Source organism: Metabacillus indicus (genome assembly GCF_046603695.1).
Lineage (GTDB): Bacteria > Bacillota > Bacilli > Bacillales > Bacillaceae > Bacillus_P > Bacillus_P indicus.
The window spans coordinates 110,057-126,762 of the sequence record NZ_CP176757.1 but is presented as its reverse complement, the minus strand read 5'-3'; the positions used below and the strand labels follow the sequence as shown (position 1 = coordinate 126,762).

The window sequence follows — 16,706 nt, the reverse complement described above, 5'->3', positions numbered from 1 at the left end:
TTTTACAAATTGATTTCGCGCAGTTCCAGATACCTCTCAAGCTTGCGTTTTACACGCTGAAGGGCGTTATCGATTGATTTCACGTGGCGGTTAAGCTCCTCTGAGATCTCCTGATAGCTTTTGCCGTCCAGATAAAGCACGAGTACTTTCCGTTCGAGATCGCTTAACAGCTCTCCCATTTTCGTTTCTATATCATCAAATTCTTCCTGATTAATAATCAGTTCTTCCGGATCACTGACTTTAGCCCCTGATATGACATCCATAAGCGTCCGGTCAGATTCTTCATCGTAAATTGGCTTGTCCAGAGAAACGTATGAGTTAAGAGGAATATGTTTTTGACGGGTAGCGGTCTTAATTGCGGTAATAATCTGGCGAGTGATGCACAGCTCTGCAAAAGCTTTGAACGATGTAAGCTTGTCCTCTCTGAAATCACGGATTGCTTTATATAATCCGATCATCCCTTCCTGGATAATATCTTCTCTGTCAGCACCTATTAAAAAATAGGATCTTGCTTTTGCTCTGACAAAATTGCGGTACTTGGTGATTAAATAATCCAGAGCATCGCTGTTCCCGTTATGAACAAGCTCAACAACCTGTTCATCCAGTAGAGCATGAAAATCTTCTTTGCTGAGTTTGCCCATGCTGAAATGTGTGTTCATGCCGATCCCCCCGACCGCACAATAGATAGAAATATTATACAGTATGCATTTTGAAAGCGTCAACAGCCTAGAAGCCGCCTCTGCGCCATTTTTCAAACAATTTCAACATATCATCTGTTATCGGAATTTTTGACTGGGGACTGTTTACTTTAATTTTCTCGACCCGCTTTTGTATTCTCTTTTCAATGGCTTCCACTTCATTCATAAGCTCTCTTGCTGATTTGCGGAGGGCTCCCTGGCCAAAAATGGCCCATTGTTCAGTGAAATCTGATGTTGCCACATGGATCTGTGTTTTGATGTTGCTCAGAGAGATGGCTAATTTTTCGATCCTCTCATCCGCTGTTTCATTTTCTCTTGTATAGATAACTTCCACTCTGTGGTTTTTTTGTTTTTTCTCAATGCCCTTCACTTGATGGGCATCGAAAACTACAATCACTCTGTATCCGGTGTACGCTTGATATTCTGCCATTTTTTGAATAAGAACCTCTCTAGCCTCTGCGAGATTCTCTTTTTTCAATGATTGAAGATTCGCCCATGCACCGATGATGTTATATCCGTCAACAAGAAGGATATCCATTTTCTATTCTCCTAAAGGCTGACGCTTTCTGTAGACCTCATACATCAGGAGGCCTGCTGCTACTGAAGCATTTAGAGATGTGACCCGGCCAGCCATCGGCAAGTTGACCAGAAAATCACATTTTTCTTTGATGAGTCTTCCCATCCCTTTTCCTTCACTGCCTATAACGAGTCCAAGCGGCATTTTGCCGTCCATGGAACGGTAATCATCCGAGCCTTTCGCATCTGTTCCTACAATCCACACGCCCCGCTCCTTAAGTTCCTCAATTGTTCTCGCAAGGTTTGTCACTCTTGCAACCGGGATATACTCAATCGCACCTGTTGATAATTTTGCTACTGTCGTTGTCAGGCCTACCGCTCTCCGCTTCGGAATGATAATGCCGTGAGCGCCTGTTGCATCTGCCGTTCTCATGATGGAGCCGAGATTATGCGGATCCTCGATTTCATCAAGAATCAAGATAAACGGCGCTTCGCCTTTATCAGCAGCAGCCTTCAGGATATCGTCGACTTCGGCATATTCATAGGCAGCCACCTGCGCGACAACTCCCTGATGGTTCCCTTCTGCCATCTGGTCGATTTTTTTCTTCGGAACCGTTTGGATGGTGATGCCTTTTTCTTTTGCAAGCTGTGCGATCTGCTGGGCCTGTCCCTTTACTGAGTTCTCGGCCATCCAGATCTTGTATACATTGCGCGTTGATTTTAATGCTTCAATGACCGTATTGCGGCCAATAATGTACTCTTCTGCCATCCTTAATTCCTCCCTCCGTTTTCTATCAGTTCAAAAGAAGCTTCAATAATTTCCGAGAGGCGCTCTTCCCTTTTCTCAAGGTGAAGATAGCCGATCAGCGCTTCAAATGCTGTGCTGTATCTGTACGTTTGAACGTCTGTATTTTTTGGCACTGTGCCCGATTTTGCATTTCTTCCGCGGCGGATAATCGCCATTTCTTCTTCACTGAACGCTTCCTTTTTTGAAAGCTCGTGCAGAACGGCTGCCTGGGCTTTTGCAGAAACATAGGTCGTTGAAAGTTTATGCAGCTGGTTTGGGCGCACCTGTCCTTTGGCAAGGAGGTGATGCCTTACGAAAACTTCATAAATGGCATCACCGATATACGCAAGCGCCAGACTGTTCATTTGTTTTGAATTTGGTACTTCCTCTAAGCGAAGCATGTTTACCCTCTTTTCCATCTCGTTCCTTGAGGCGTATCTTCAAGAATGATATTCATCTCTTTCAATTTATCGCGGATTTCATCAGACAGCTTGAAGTTTCTGTCTTTTCTCGCCTGTATCCGTTGCTCGATCAATTCTTCAATCTCTGCGTCCAATAGATCCTGGCTGCCAAATTTGAGGCCAAGTATGGCTCCAAGCTCGTCAAATGCTGAAGTAAAGGCCAAAATGACTTCCTGCGACGTGTTTTTCTCCTGCAGGTAGTAGTTCGCCTGTCTTGAGAGCTCAAACAGCACCGAGATGGCATTTGCCGTATTAAAGTCGTCATCCATAGCTTCTCTGAATAGATTCCGCTGCTCAGAAATAATGCCAAGCCATTTTTCGTTGTCATCAGTCAGCTCGGAACTGCTTTTTGATCTGTGCTGCAGATTTGTATAAGATGTCTGCAGGCGGTCAAACGCATTCTTCGTGCTTTCAAGCAGATCAACCGAGTAATTGATTGGATGGCGGTAGTGAACAGACAGCATAAACATCCGCAAAACCTGTGGATCATGTTCTTTTATAATGTCGTGCACCAGAACGAAGTTGCCAAGTGATTTGGACATTTTCTCGTTGTTAATATTAATATACCCATTATGAAGCCAGTAGTTAGCAAACGGCTTCTCTGTCAATGCTTCCGATTGAGCGATTTCATTCTCATGGTGAGGGAATGTAAGGTCCTGTCCGCCTGCATGAATGTCAATGGTATCCCCGAAATGGTTGTGGACCATCGCAGAGCATTCGATATGCCAGCCCGGACGTCCTTTTCCCCAAGGGCTATCCCACGAAATTTCTCCCGGTTTTGCTGCTTTCCAAAGAGCAAAATCCAGGGCATCCTGTTTCTTGTCTCCCGCTTCAATTCTTGCACCCACCCGAAGCTCATCAACAGACTGATGGGAGAGTTTTCCGTAGCCTTTAAAAGCTCTCGTGCGGTAATAAACATCACCCTCAGCTTCATAGGCAAATCCTTTTTCAACGAGCGCTTCAATAAAATCAATAATAATATCCATGCTTTCTGTTACGCGCGGGTGGGCATCCGCACGGTCACATCCAAGCGCCGTCACATCTTCAAAATACGCCTCGATGAACCGTTCGGCAATCGCAGGGACTTCTTCTCCAAGCTCATTTGCGGCTTTAATCAGCTTATCGTCCACGTCTGTAAAGTTGGATACATAATTGACGTCATACCCGCTGTATTCAAGGTATTTGCGGACAGTGTCATAGACAATCGCAGGGCGTGCATTTCCTATATGGATATAGTTATAAACCGTTGGTCCGCACACATACATTTTTACCTTTCCCTCTTCAAGGGGCTTAAAGGTTTCTTTTTGTCTGGTTAGCGTATTGAATAACTTGATGGTCATCTTGACTCTTCCCTTCTTTCAATTGTGCGATTTCTTCTTTCAGGCTTATGAGCTCTGCCTCAAGTTCCTTGAACCTGTCTGCCACAGGATCCGGAAGATTACAGTGATCCATATCCTGATTAATCCGCTTGCCGTTTCGGATCACGACCTTGCCCGGAATGCCGACAACGGTTGAATGATCCGGCACATCACGAAGCACGACAGACCCCGCTCCGATTTTGGAATAAGCACCAACCGTGATGGAGCCAAGCACTTTAGCACCTGTCGCAATTAAAGCATTGTCCAGTATCGTCGGATGCCTTTTACCCTTCTCTTTTCCGGTTCCGCCAAGGGTAACACCCTGGAAAACCGTTACGTTATCGCCGATTTCGCACGTCTCGCCAATGACAACTCCCATGCCGTGATCGATGAAAAACCGCCTTCCGATCTTTGCACCCGGGTGAATTTCAATGCCTGTGAAGAATCTGCTTACTTGTGAAATAACTCTTGCGATAAAAAACATGTTCCGTTTGAAAAACGCATGTGCGAGCCTGTGAGCCCATATTGCATGCAGTCCTGAATAAGTAAGTATCACTTCCAGATACGATCTTGCAGCCGGATCCTGTTCAAATACGACTTCTATGTCTTCTTTCAGCATTTTAAACATTTTATTCCCCCCAAACCTTCCCCTTATTTTGTCCTTTAATCTAATTGTGAAACAGACTATAAAAAAAGCGCCTCTGTCCTAATAGACAGAGACGCTTTGTGCGCGGTTCCACTCTGTTTAAACAGGCGGTTAAAAGCCTGTTTCAACTTTGGCTCCTTTAACGGGGAGCATCCGCTTTTATTTACTGCTTCAATATGAAGGTTCAATAAAAGACTCAAAGGTGCATTTCAAGACAGTTGTCGCATAAACCTCTTTCACCGGGCGAGGTTCTCTCTGGAATGGAAACGGCGTCTCTACTTCTCCTTCTCAACGTGTTTCAATGTATTACACATACTATATTACATTTCATGCAAAAAGTTAACTGTTCGCACTTTTTAATCTTGCTAAAATCGTTTCTTTACCAAGAAGTTCGATTGCCTGCGGCAGGTCCGGCCCATGAGTCTGGCCTGTTGTTGCCACGCGGATCGGCATAAACAGATTTTTGCCTTTATGGCCCGTTGATTTCTGCACAGCCTTCGTTGCAGCTTTAATGCCTTCAGCCGTGAACGCTTCAAGTTTACCCAGCTCTTCTGCGAATGCCGTAAGCACTTCAGGCACCTGCTCTTCGTCCAGCACATTGCGCGCTTCGCGGTTATAGGTGATTTCCTCTTTAAAGAAAAGCTCAGTCAGCTCTGTGATCTCTGCGCCATAGCTGATTTTATCCTGATGAAGGAAAATCAGTTTGCTGGCCCAGTCAAGCTCTTCTGCAGATGCAGAATCAGATACTTTGCCTGCTTTTACAAGATGCGGAAGAGTCAATTCAACAAGCTGATCGGCATCAAGCTGTTTAACATACTGATTGTTCATCCACAGCAATTTCTGTGTATCAAAAACAGCCGGCGATTTAGACAGTCTTGCAGGATCAAAGATCTCGGCAAACTGATCTTTCGTGAACATTTCTTCTTCTCCGCCCGGAGACCAGCCAAGCAGCCCGATAAAGTTGAAAAGGGCCTGCGGCAGATAGCCGAGTTCTTTATACTGTTCAATAAACTGGATGATTGATTCATCCCGCTTACTGAGTTTTTTGCGGTTCTCGTTAACAATCAGCGTCATATGGCCGAAAACAGGAATGTCCCATCCGAACGCATTGAAGATCATGATTTGTTTCGGTGTATTGGAGATATGGTCTTCTCCGCGGAGAATATGCGTCATCTTCATAAGGTGGTCATCAACCGCTACAGCAAAGTTGTAAGTCGGCGTACCGTCTTTTTTAACAATGACGTAATCGCCGATGCCGTCTGTTTCAAATGAAATCTCTTCTTTCACGATGTCATTGAACGTGATGACTTCTCCCTTTGGCACGCGGAAGCGGATGCTCGGCATTCTTCCTTCAGCTTCAAGCTTCGCCTGGTCCTCAGGTGTCAGGTTTGCACATTTGCCTGAGTATTGCGGCGTCTCACCGCGCTCAGTCTGTTCTTCCCGCTCCTGCTCAAGCTCTTCTTCTGTGCAGTAGCATTTGTACGCTTTTCCTTCTGCAAGCAGCTGATCGTAATATTTTTTATAAAGATCGTTGCGCTCTGATTGTCTGTACGGGCCGTACTCTCCGCCGGTATCAACGCTTTCGTCCCAGTCAATGCCAAGCCATTTCAAGTATCTCAGCTGGCTTTCTTCGCCGCCTGCAATGTTTCGCTTTTTATCTGTATCTTCAATACGGATAATAAACTTTCCGCCGGTATTGCGCGCATAAAGGTAATTAAACAGCGCTGTCCGGGCATTTCCGATATGTAAATGTCCAGTCGGACTTGGAGCGTATCGCACTCTTACTTCGTTTGTCATATCTGTACCTCCGTTAATCTCTAACATCTGTTCCATTTTATCATTAAAAACAGGGTGTCCAAAAGCTTGTCCGGGATTTTATTTTTTCACAATCAGAACAGAAGCCTGTGAGGCAATCCCTTCTCCGCGGCCGGTGAAGCCAAGCTGTTCGGTCGTTGTCGCCTTCACATTCACCTGGTCTGCATCAGCTTCAAGAAGTTCTGCAATCCGTTCTCTCATTTGATCAATATAGGGAGCCATCTTCGGTTTTTGGGCAATAATCGTACAATCAATGTTGCAGAGTTCATAGCCCTTTTCTTTTACAAGCTGCCAGACATGCTGAAGCAGCTTCGCAGAATCAGCATCCTTAAACTCAGGGTCTGTGTCCGGAAAATGCTTTCCGATATCGCCTGCAGCGATTGCTCCAAGGCACGCGTCTGCGACTGTGTGAAGCAGCACATCTGCATCTGAATGGCCGAGAAGGCCTTTTTCATATGGAATCTCAATGCCTCCAATGATAAGGGGGCGTCCCTCTGTCAGCTGGTGCACATCAAAACCCTGTCCAATTCTAAACATTCCTTATTCCCCTCTCTCACTCTCAAGTATCGCTTTAGCCATCAGCAGATCATCCGGCGTAGTCAGTTTGATATTTGTATAGTCTCCTTCAATGACAAGAACCTTGTGGCCGCTTCTCTCCATCAGGCTTGCATCATCTGTTCCAAGAAATGCTGCATCCGATGCTTCTTTATGAGCCGCAAGAATATCAGAAAGACGAAAAGCCTGTGGGGTCTGTACGGCCCACAAGCTAGAACGTTCAACGGTTTCAATCACTTCACTGTTCAGGACACGTTTAATCGTATCCTTCACAGGGACTGCAACGGTTGCAGCTCCATCTTCATATGCTGCTTTTACGAGCTTTGAAATGACGTGTTTTTTAATGAATGGCCTTGCACCATCATGCACGAGGACAACATCTGAGGCCGCCGCTTTCAGTCCGTTATAGACACTGTGCTGCCTCTCATTGCCTCCGCTGACCATCTTTTTGATTTTTGTAAGACCGGAGCGTGCCGCCATTTCTTCAAAAAGAGCCCGTTCATCCGGATTGATGACAAGAAGGATGCCTGTGCATGCAGGATCTTTTTCAAAAACCGTCAAGGTGTGAACAATGACCGGTTTTCCTTCAAGCTCAATAAACTGTTTGTTTTTGCCCGCTTTCATCCGTTTTCCTTGTCCGGCGGCAGGAATAATCACTTCATAGTTCATGTGCCCGCTCCCCTACAACGCTTTTTCAAGCAGCTTCGGCTTTGCGAAAATCATTCTTCCGGCAGAAGTCTGAAGAACGCTCGTCACGATGACGTCAATGTTTTTGCCGATATAGTTACGGCCCTCTTCCACAACAATCATCGTGCCGTCATCCAGGTAGGCTACGCCCTGATTGTGCTCTTTTCCATCCTTGATGACAAGAACTTTCATCTCTTCCCCAGGCAGGACCACCGGCTTGACGGCATTTGCCAGGTCGTTGATATTCAGAACTCCGACTCCCTGAAGTTCGCACACTTTGTTTAAATTAAAGTCATTTGTGACAACTACACCTGATGTCAGCTTGGCTAGCTTCACAAGTTTGCTGTCCACTTCCTGAATTTCCTCAAAATCGCCCTCGTAAATCTCAACTTTAATTGAGAGCTCTTTTTGAATGCGGTTCAGAATATCAAGCCCTCTCCGGCCGCGGTTCCGTTTCAGGGCATCTGAAGAATCAGCGATATGCTGAAGCTCTTCCAGTACAAAATGAGGAATGACAATCGTGCCCTCCAAAAATCCGGTCTGGCAGATGTCCGCAATTCTTCCGTCAATAATGACGCTTGTATCAAGAATTTTGAGCTTCGTGCTCTCAGCTTCCGCTTCTTCTTCACCCGCTCCTTTTTTCTTTCCGATTTTTCCGGAAATCGAAAACAGGCTGATCAGTTCGTCCTTGCGCTTAAATCCAACCTGAAAACCAAGGTAGCCAAGCAGCAGGGTCAGAAAAATCGGTATGATCGTGCTGAACACCTGATACTGAATGTCTTTAAACGGAATAACATTAACAATAAGAAAGGCAATTATAAGTCCGACAATCAATCCCAAACTACCGAAAAGAACATCCGTCACAGGCGCCTTTACCAATGATTCTTCCAGAAGCTTTACCCAGTTAACGACATAATCAACAAGCCAGAATGTGGCGATATAAAATAATATTGCTCCTAAAATGGCCAGAGCATATGGTGAATTAATAAAAGGTATGTCCTGCAGGCTTAACAATTTCATCAGCTGCGGCATAAAGAAAATACCCAGCGTTCCTCCAAGGAAAAGGAAAAAGATCTGCACAATTCGTTTTAACATACCCCCACCTCCTTCTCTTATCTATTATAATCACTTTCTCCCGTTTAAAACGGTGAAAACGCGAATTTCCGGAACCTGTAAACAGATTGAAATGTAATGAGAATCATATCATTTCCGAAAAATGAAAAACAAGAATAATATAACCTAAATCATGATGATTAAAACGTTTGGGGCGAAAGATTCATAAAAAGTTCGTTATATCTGACGGTCTATCAGCAGCTGCTCCTGAAGTCTGCGGAGACCTTCTTTTATCTTCTTCGCCCTTACCTCGCCAATTCCATCCACCTCATCAAGCTGTTCTACGGTTGCGCGCGTAATAAGTTTCAGATTTGAGAATTTGTTCACCAAATTTTCAATAATGACCGGCGGGAGCCTCGGGATCTTCTTAAGCACTCTGTACCCTCTCGGCATGACGAGGTCGTCAGGGTTGGTGAAATGGGCCGAATAGCCGAGCAGGCGCAGAAGGACCATGTCATCCATCAGTTCTGTATTCGTCAGCACCTGAAATTGCTCGAGCACGTATTTAGGATCCAGTGTTTTATCGAAGCAATAGTCTTTAATGACAAGCGCTGCCTCTTCCTCGATATCTGAAAGCAGTTCATTCAGCTGCAGCCTGATAAGATGCCCTTCTGTGCCAAGCTCATTAATATAATTCAGGATTTCGTTTTTAATCCGCAGCACCATCTCAATCCTGTGAATCACCTGCAATAGCTCATCAAATGTGACAAGCTCTTCAAATTCGAGCGCCCCAAGGTTGATGATGGACTGATCAAGCACCGTTCTGTACTTTTCAAGAGTCTGAATCGCCTGATTCGCTTTTGTTAAAATGACACCGATATCTCTCAGTGCGTATCGGAGTTCCCCGTAGTAGAGGGTGATGACGTTTCTTCTCTGGGAAATGGCCACCACCAGGTTGCCCGTCTGTTTTGCCACCCTCTCCGCCGTACGGTGGCGCATGCCCGTTTCACTTGAACTGATAAATGCATTCGGGACGAGCTGGGCATTGGCATAAAGGATTTTATTTCCCGAATCACTTAAAATAATGGCTCCGTCCATTTTAGCCAGTTCATATAAATGGGCGGGAGAGAAAGCGGAGTTTATATAGAATCCGCCATCAACGAGTTCTTTTACTTTGTCGCTGAAGCCAACGACAATCAGCCCCCCTGTTTTCGCGCGCAAAACATTTTCAATGCCTGCTCTCAAGGGAGTTCCGGGCGCAATAAACTGCAGAATTTCCTTCATGCTCTTTTCGTTTGTTTTTTTCTCTTTCTCATTCACATTGCTACCCTCCCAGTGTGATTTGCAGGGCTTCTGCGACGTTTTTCACACCCACTGCCTCTATGCCATGCGGAACTGTCCAACCGCCTATATTCGCCTCTGGAATGATCGCACGCCTGAACCCGAGCTTGGCTGCTTCCATGACGCGCTGCTCAATTCTCGAAACGCGCCTTACTTCGCCTGTCAGCCCTACTTCTCCAATAATAATATCTGTTGCTTTTGAAGGCGCATCCTTAAAGCTTGAAGCGATGCTTACAGCAACTGCAAGATCAATCGCAGGCTCATCAAGCTTTACTCCGCCGGCCACTTTTAAATAGGCATCCTGATTCTGCAGCAGCAAACCGACTCTCTTTTCAAGCACAGCCATCAGAAGCGGCACCCGGTTATGATCGATTCCTGTTGCCATTCTTCTCGGGTTGCCAAAGCTTGTCGGCGAAATCAGCGCCTGAATCTCCACAAGAACCGGTCTTGTCCCTTCCATGGAAGCTACAACGGTAGAGCCAGCAGCCCCTTTGGAACGTTCCTCAAGGAAGATCTCAGACGGATTCAATACCTCTTCAAGCCCGCTTTCCTTCATTTCAAAAATACCCATTTCATTTGTGGACCCAAAACGGTTTTTCACTGCTCTTAGTATCCGGTACGTATGGTGGCGCTCCCCTTCAAAATACAGAACAGTGTCAACCATGTGCTCAAGAATTCTCGGACCGGCAATTGAGCCTTCCTTTGTAACATGTCCGACAATGAAGATGGCAATGCCCTTCGTTTTTGCAAGTCTCATAAGTTCTGCCGTACATTCCCTAACCTGCGAGACACTTCCAGGCGCTGAGGTAATGTCACTCTGAAACACCGTCTGAATGGAATCGACAATCACAAAAGCCGGATTTGTATCATCAATTGCCATAGAGATATATTCCATATCGGTTTCAGCAAGTACAAGCAGTTTCTCAGATTTAACACCGAGGCGGTCAGCCCTCATTTTCGTCTGCTTGACCGACTCCTCTCCCGATATGTAGAGAACATCGTTTCCATTATCGGCAAGCTGTGAGGAAACCTGAAGCAAAAGCGTTGATTTTCCAATTCCGGGGTCTCCTCCTATCAGGACAAGGGAACCCTTTACGATCCCGCTGCCGAGAACACGGTTAAATTCTTTGAGGTTGGTTTTAATGCGCGGTTCCTGAGACGTTTCAATGTTTGTGATAGGTGAAGGTTTGTTTGCGGTCTTTCCCTGCGCAGAGTGTGCAAAGGCCACTCTCCTGTTTGCCGTTCCTGTTTTTACAACTTCCTCTGTCATCGTATTCCATGCTCCGCAGCCCGGGCATTTCCCCATCCACTTTGGGGACTCATATCCGCACTCAAGGCACATGAATTTCGATTTTGTTTTAGCCATGCTTTCTGTCCTTCCTTACTAGATTACCTTTTTAAAAAGAGAATCGGTAGAATCAGTGTGTTTGCTCTAAAGAAACGAAATCGAGGCATACGTGAAAAATGTATGCCTCATGATTGTTTCGCTTCTGATGATTATTTGATTTTCTCCGTTTCAGCTTCTGAAGAACTTTTTACAGTAAATTCTCCCTCTGTCACATCGAGCACAACTTTCTGGCCTTTTTCAATCGTGCCTCTAAGCAGCTCTTCAGACAGGCGGTCTTCAACATGCTTCTGGATCGCCCTTCTCAGCGGACGGGCACCGTACTCAGGATCAAAGCCTTCATCGGCAATTTTCTCCTGTGCAGCATCTGTCAGTTCAAGCACAAGATCCTGTTCGGCAAGACGCTTCATCAGCTGATCCGCCATAAGAGTAACAATCTCTTTAATGTGTTTCTTCTCAAGAGAGTGGAACACGATAATTTCATCGATACGGTTCAGGAACTCAGGTCTGAATGCTTTTTTCAGCTCATTCATAACCTTGCCCTTCATATCCTTGTAATCCTGCGCCTCATCCTGAACGTTGAAGCCGACGTATTTGTTGCGCTTCAGTTCACTTGCGCCGACATTCGACGTCATGATTAAGATAGTATTTCTGAAATCGACCGTTCTTCCTTTAGAATCTGTTAATCGTCCGTCTTCAAGCACTTGAAGAAGAATATTGAAAACATCAGGGTGAGCTTTTTCAATTTCATCGAGAAGAACAACTGAATACGGCTTTCTGCGTACTTTTTCAGTCAGCTGCCCGCCTTCTTCATACCCGACATATCCCGGAGGAGAACCAACGAGTCTTGATGTTGAGTGCTTCTCCATATACTCGGACATATCAATCCGGATCATGGCATCCTCATCGCCGAAGATGGATTCTGCAAGTGCTCTTGCAAGCTCTGTTTTACCTACGCCTGTAGGGCCGAGGAAAACAAATGATCCAATCGGGCGCTTCGGATCTTTAAGCCCTGCTCTTGCACGGCGCACAGCCTTTGCAACAGCTACAACTGCTTCATCCTGGCCAATCACGCGGTTATGAAGAATCTGCTCCATGTTCAGCAGCTTATCTGTTTCTGTCTGGGCAAGACGCGATACAGGAATTCCAGTCCAGCTCGCAACAACCATTGCGATATCATCCACTGTCACTTCAGAATTTTCCTGACCCTGTTTTTCTTTCCATGTTTTCTTCGTTTCCTCGAGCTGCTCGCGCAGACGCTGCTCTGTATCACGGAGAGAAGCCGCTTTTTCAAATTCCTGGCTTTGAACAGATGCATCTTTTTCCTTGCGCACTTCCTCAAGCTTCATTTCAAGCTCTTTTAAGTTCGGAGGAGTTGTGAACGAACGGAGGCGAACTTTCGAACCGGCTTCATCAATTAAATCGATTGCTTTATCCGGAAGGAAACGGTCTGAGATATAGCGGTCTGAAAGCTTAACCGCTGCATCAATTGCCTCATCCGTGATGGATACTCTGTGATGAGCTTCATAACGGTCGCGAAGCCCTTTTAAAATCTGGATGCTTTCATCAGCTGTCGGCTCATCAACCTGAATCGGCTGGAAGCGGCGTTCGAGCGCTGCATCCTTTTCAATATATTTGCGGTACTCATCAAGCGTAGTCGCCCCGATGCACTGAAGTTCTCCCCGTGCAAGCGACGGCTTAAGGATATTGGAAGCATCAATTGCGCCTTCAGCGCCTCCTGCACCGATCAGTGTATGAAGTTCGTCGATAAACAGGATGATGTTTCCTGCCTGGCGAATTTCATCCATCACTTTTTTCAGACGGTCTTCAAATTCACCGCGGTATTTCGTACCGGCAACAACAGTACCCATATCAAGTGTCATAACACGCTTGTCGCGGAGAATCTCAGGTACCTCATTGTTCACGATCTGCTGGGCAAGGCCTTCTGCGATCGCCGTTTTACCGACACCAGGCTCCCCGATTAAAACAGGATTGTTTTTCGTTCTGCGGCTTAGAACTTCAATGACCCTTTGGATTTCTTTGCTTCGTCCAATAACAGGATCAAGACTGCCTTCGCGAGCAATGGCCGTCAAATCGCGTGCAAGACTGTCCAGAGTCGGCGTATTGGCATTGTTCATCGATCCGCTCTGGTGGCCTGAGCCTGACTCATTGCTGCCAAGAAGCTGCAGCACTTGCTGGCGTGCTTTATTTAAGCTTACACCGAGGTTATTAAGCACCCGCGCAGCCACACCTTCACCTTCGCGGATAAGACCTAAAAGAATGTGCTCTGTTCCTACGTATGAATGTCCAAGCTTTCTCGCTTCATCCATGGAAAGCTCAATCACCTTTTTAGCTCGGGGAGTATAGTGTATCGTCTGTGAAATTTCCTGTCCTCTGCCGATGAGGCTCTCCACTTCTTTTTGAATTTTATCTGATCCAAGGCCAAGAGCTGTCAGCGCTTTTGCAGCGATGCCCTCACCTTCTCTAACAAGACCGAGAAGAATATGCTCTGTGCCGATATTGTTATGTCCAAGACGGACGGCTTCCTCTTGTGCTAATGCAAGAACCTTCTGAGCGCGTTCAGTAAATCTTCCAAACATCATTCTTCATCATCCTCCATCCTTCTGACCATTTCAAGGTTTAGTCTTTCTCTGATTAATGAAGCCCTTCTAATGTCCCGTTCATCCGGGCGCAATGCCCCTCCGGAGTACTGCTGGAGAAATCCCGGCTGAGTCAGGATCATCAGCTCATTTAAAATATTTCTGGAAATATCTTTGATGATATTTAAATCAATTCCCAGTCTCACATCTGATAAACATTTTGCTGCTTCTTTGGATTCAATGATCCTGCTGTATGTCAGCGTGCCCAGGGATCTGAACACACGGTCCTCAAGCGGCACCTGCGACGTTTTATATAAAGCCTCCCGTGCAGAGCGCTCTTTTTCAATCAGCTGGTGCACCACACTCAGCAGATCTTCTGCAATATCATCCTCAGACTTGCCGAGAGTAATCTGATTGGAAATCTGAAAGATGTTACCTAATGCTTCGCTGCCTTCCCCGTAAATTCCTCTAACAACCAGACCTAATTGATTAATAGCCGGAATAATTCTGTTCATCTGCTGTGTGAGCACAAGAGCCGGCAAGTGCATCATCACCGACGCCCTCAGCCCTGTTCCCACATTTGTCGGGCAGCTTGTTAAGTATCCTCTTTGTTCATCAAACGCATAATCAACCGAACCTTCCATCCAGTCATCAAGCCTGCTCGCTGCTTTTAAGGCTTCTTTCAGCTGCAGACCTGGATACAGACACTGAATGCGAATATGATCCTCTTCATTCAGCATGATGCTGACCTCTTCATTCTCAGACAGCAAACACGCGCCGAACGAAGAATCCTCTGCTAAATTCGGACTGATTAAATGCTTTTCGACGAGCACCCTTTTTTGAATAGGCTGCAAATCATCCATGCGAAGCATTTCAAGCTTGCCGATCTCATCTACGCTTCTATCGGCAAACGTCTCTTCAAAAAGAGAGAGAATTCCCTGCAGCTCTTCATTCGAAGCAAAAGTCGGAAACCTGTACTTCTCAATGTTTCTTGCCAGTCTGACACGGCTGCTGAGAACAATGTCTGAATCTGGCCCATCCTTGCTCATCCAGGCACTCATCGCCTGGTTAATAAACTGCTGAAGTGACATATCAGGATTCACCCCCTCTGGAACTTTTTAACGAAAGTTCAAGCGAACGGATCTCATCCCTAATTTCAGCAGCCTTTTCAAACTCTTCCTGCTGAATTTGTTCTTTTAGATTCTGTTTTAATAACTCTATTCGTTTGCGGATGTGAATGCTACCGCCAATTCGCTCTGGAATCTTTCCCGCATGCACCGTATTGCCGCTGTGAACTCTTCTTAAAATCGGGTTAATTTGATCTTTAAACGTCCGGTAGCACTCGGAACATCCAAACCGCCCCACTTTTGTAAACTGCTGGAACGTCATCTCGCAGCCGGGACACTGCAGAACTTCATTTTTTTTAAAAACATCCTGCTTTGACTCGGAAACGGATGTATTCATGTTCAAAAGGCCTGCCAGCAAGTTATTAATAGAAAATCCCGTGCTGGTGTCAATGAACATGGAACTGTTGTTCTGCGCACACTTATCACAAATATGAACCTCAGTTTTTTCCCCGTTTACAACCTTCGTAAAATGAAATGTTGCCGGTCTCTCATTGCATTCCTGGCATATCAAGTCTGTCACCTGCTCTCATCGATATTTCAAGGAAGTCAGCATGGCCTTTATCATTCTTGCCCGCAATTCATCCCTGTGCGGCAGTTCAATATATAAAACGGATCTGTCAATCACACTCAGCATGATCTTTGCTTCCCGTTCTGAAATCACATCTTCACTTACAAGCCTTAAAATGAGATCTTCAGCAGATGACTGCGAGATCCGCCTGTCAATAATGCCCATAATCTGATCAATTAAATGCGCAGCATCATTCGATTTCACCTTAATGATCCGAATGTAGCCGCCGCCTCCCCTTTTGCTCTCTACGATATATCCTCTTTCAATCGTAAAACGGGTATTGATGACATAATTGATCTGTGAAGGCACACACTGAAACTTATCCGCAATTTCGCTTCTTTTGATTTCGACGATCTCCTTGCCGCTAGTCGTAAGCACCTGCTTCAAATACTGTTCAATGACATCCGAGATGTTACGCACTCCGCCTCCCCCTAACTTGACTTTGACTATATTTGACTTTAACACTAATATAAAACGAACGAACCTTTTTTTCAACTCATAACTGCTCATCTATCTATTTCCATTATTAACGGCAGTGAAACGTTTTTAAACAGAATTTGCCGCATTATTTTAATTGGGAAGAGTAATTAAGGGAAGGTGGAGGAAGGATAATACTTTATGTATACGTCAGGAATCGGTAATGATGAGCTGTTTTTCTGACCGGGATCCATTAAACGCAGCTTTTCTGTGCAAGAATAAAAAGTATGCGGCAAGGGGCAATTCGTTAGAAGGATAAGTTTCCAGCGGGAATTGCTATGGTATTCACATGCATGCCTGCTCTGTAATTGTTTTGCGGTTTTGAAGGGTATGTTTTGAGAGTTTGCTTACCCTCGGATATCGATTTACAGTTTGGGAGGGTACGATTCGGGCATTTGCTTACCCTCTGATATCGTTTTACAGTTTCACAGGGTACGATTCCCCATTTGTTTGCACTAATTAATCCTGCATTCCTTCAGAACAACAAAAAAGACAGCATCTCTGCTGTCCTTTTTTCTGCGTGCCTGGCAACGTCCTACTCTCACAGGGGGAAACCCCCAACTACCATCGGCGCTAAAGAGCTTAACTTCCGTGTTCGGCATGGGAACGGGTGTGACCTCTTTGCCATCATCACCAGACAATATGCATTTTTGTTGAAAGAGTTATTCTTTC

16 protein-coding genes, 1 rRNA gene and 1 other annotated feature are annotated in these 16,706 nt (G+C 45.5%); all 17 genes read right to left on the bottom strand.

From position 1 onward, the window contains the following. Positions 1-2: 2 nt before the first annotated feature. Positions 3-659 carry an RNA polymerase sporulation sigma factor SigH gene (gene sigH, locus ACK1LH_RS00665; protein WP_029282863.1) on the bottom strand — a complete coding sequence of 219 codons (657 nt, stop codon included), beginning with the start codon at positions 657-659 and terminating at the stop codon, positions 3-5. 67 nt (positions 660-726) lie between these two features. Beyond that, entirely contained in the window at positions 727-1,236 is a 510-nt protein-coding gene (locus ACK1LH_RS00660; RefSeq protein ID WP_411334276.1) for an NYN domain-containing protein, read from the bottom strand. A gap of 3 nt (positions 1,237-1,239) precedes the next feature. After that, entirely contained in the window at positions 1,240-1,983 is a 744-nt protein-coding gene (gene rlmB / locus ACK1LH_RS00655) for a 23S rRNA (guanosine(2251)-2'-O)-methyltransferase RlmB (protein ID WP_029282867.1), read from the bottom strand. 2 nt (positions 1,984-1,985) lie between these two features. Next, positions 1,986-2,402 carry a Mini-ribonuclease 3 gene (locus ACK1LH_RS00650; RefSeq protein WP_029282869.1) on the bottom strand — a complete coding sequence of 139 codons (417 nt, stop codon included), beginning with the start codon at positions 2,400-2,402 and terminating at the stop codon, positions 1,986-1,988. A 2-nt stretch (positions 2,403-2,404) separates the two neighbouring features. Beyond that, complete coding sequence (cysS, locus tag ACK1LH_RS00645) at positions 2,405-3,802, bottom strand: cysteine--tRNA ligase (protein WP_411334275.1); 1,398 nt, start codon at positions 3,800-3,802, stop codon at positions 2,405-2,407. After that, on the bottom strand, positions 3,753-4,448 hold the full coding sequence (gene cysE, locus ACK1LH_RS00640) for a serine O-acetyltransferase (RefSeq protein WP_369736001.1): 696 nt from the start codon (positions 4,446-4,448) through the stop codon (positions 3,753-3,755). The genes cysS and cysE overlap by 50 nt, the downstream gene beginning before the upstream one ends. 84 nt (positions 4,449-4,532) lie before the next feature. After that, positions 4,533-4,767, bottom strand: a binding site (T-box leader). 38 nt (positions 4,768-4,805) lie between these two features. Further along, on the bottom strand, positions 4,806-6,263 hold the full coding sequence (gltX, locus tag ACK1LH_RS00635; protein ID WP_411334274.1) for a glutamate--tRNA ligase: 1,458 nt from the start codon (positions 6,261-6,263) through the stop codon (positions 4,806-4,808). A gap of 78 nt (positions 6,264-6,341) precedes the next feature. Further along, on the bottom strand, positions 6,342-6,818 hold the full coding sequence (gene ispF / locus ACK1LH_RS00630) for a 2-C-methyl-D-erythritol 2,4-cyclodiphosphate synthase (RefSeq protein ID WP_411334273.1): 477 nt from the start codon (positions 6,816-6,818) through the stop codon (positions 6,342-6,344). A 3-nt stretch (positions 6,819-6,821) separates the two neighbouring features. After that, a complete protein-coding gene (ispD, locus tag ACK1LH_RS00625; RefSeq protein ID WP_411334272.1) occupies positions 6,822-7,505 on the bottom strand; it encodes a 2-C-methyl-D-erythritol 4-phosphate cytidylyltransferase in 684 nt (227 codons plus the stop codon). 12 nt (positions 7,506-7,517) lie between these two features. Further along, positions 7,518-8,618: a PIN/TRAM domain-containing protein gene (locus ACK1LH_RS00620; protein ID WP_029282881.1), complete on the bottom strand. Its 1,101-nt coding sequence runs from the start codon at positions 8,616-8,618 to the stop codon at positions 7,518-7,520. A 195-nt stretch (positions 8,619-8,813) separates the two neighbouring features. Then, entirely contained in the window at positions 8,814-9,896 is a 1,083-nt protein-coding gene (disA, locus tag ACK1LH_RS00615; RefSeq protein WP_267881661.1) for a DNA integrity scanning diadenylate cyclase DisA, read from the bottom strand. A gap of 4 nt (positions 9,897-9,900) precedes the next feature. Beyond that, on the bottom strand, positions 9,901-11,283 hold the full coding sequence (gene radA / locus ACK1LH_RS00610) for a DNA repair protein RadA (RefSeq protein WP_411334271.1): 1,383 nt from the start codon (positions 11,281-11,283) through the stop codon (positions 9,901-9,903). Positions 11,284-11,414: 131 nt separating this feature from the next. After that, a complete protein-coding gene (gene clpC, locus ACK1LH_RS00605) occupies positions 11,415-13,865 on the bottom strand; it encodes an ATP-dependent protease ATP-binding subunit ClpC (RefSeq protein WP_029566224.1) in 2,451 nt (816 codons plus the stop codon). Next, on the bottom strand, positions 13,862-14,953 hold the full coding sequence (locus tag ACK1LH_RS00600) for a protein arginine kinase (protein ID WP_029282890.1): 1,092 nt from the start codon (positions 14,951-14,953) through the stop codon (positions 13,862-13,864). Before ACK1LH_RS00600 ends, clpC begins: the two co-directional genes overlap by 4 nt. Position 14,954: 1 nt before the next feature. Further along, positions 14,955-15,500: a UvrB/UvrC motif-containing protein gene (locus tag ACK1LH_RS00595; RefSeq protein WP_029282892.1), complete on the bottom strand. Its 546-nt coding sequence runs from the start codon at positions 15,498-15,500 to the stop codon at positions 14,955-14,957. 15 nt (positions 15,501-15,515) lie between these two features. Next, on the bottom strand, positions 15,516-15,977 hold the full coding sequence (locus ACK1LH_RS00590) for a CtsR family transcriptional regulator (protein ID WP_029282894.1): 462 nt from the start codon (positions 15,975-15,977) through the stop codon (positions 15,516-15,518). A 579-nt stretch (positions 15,978-16,556) separates the two neighbouring features. Continuing rightward, positions 16,557-16,672 (bottom strand): 5S ribosomal RNA (gene rrf / locus ACK1LH_RS00585). Between the last annotated feature and the right edge of the window lie 34 nt (positions 16,673-16,706).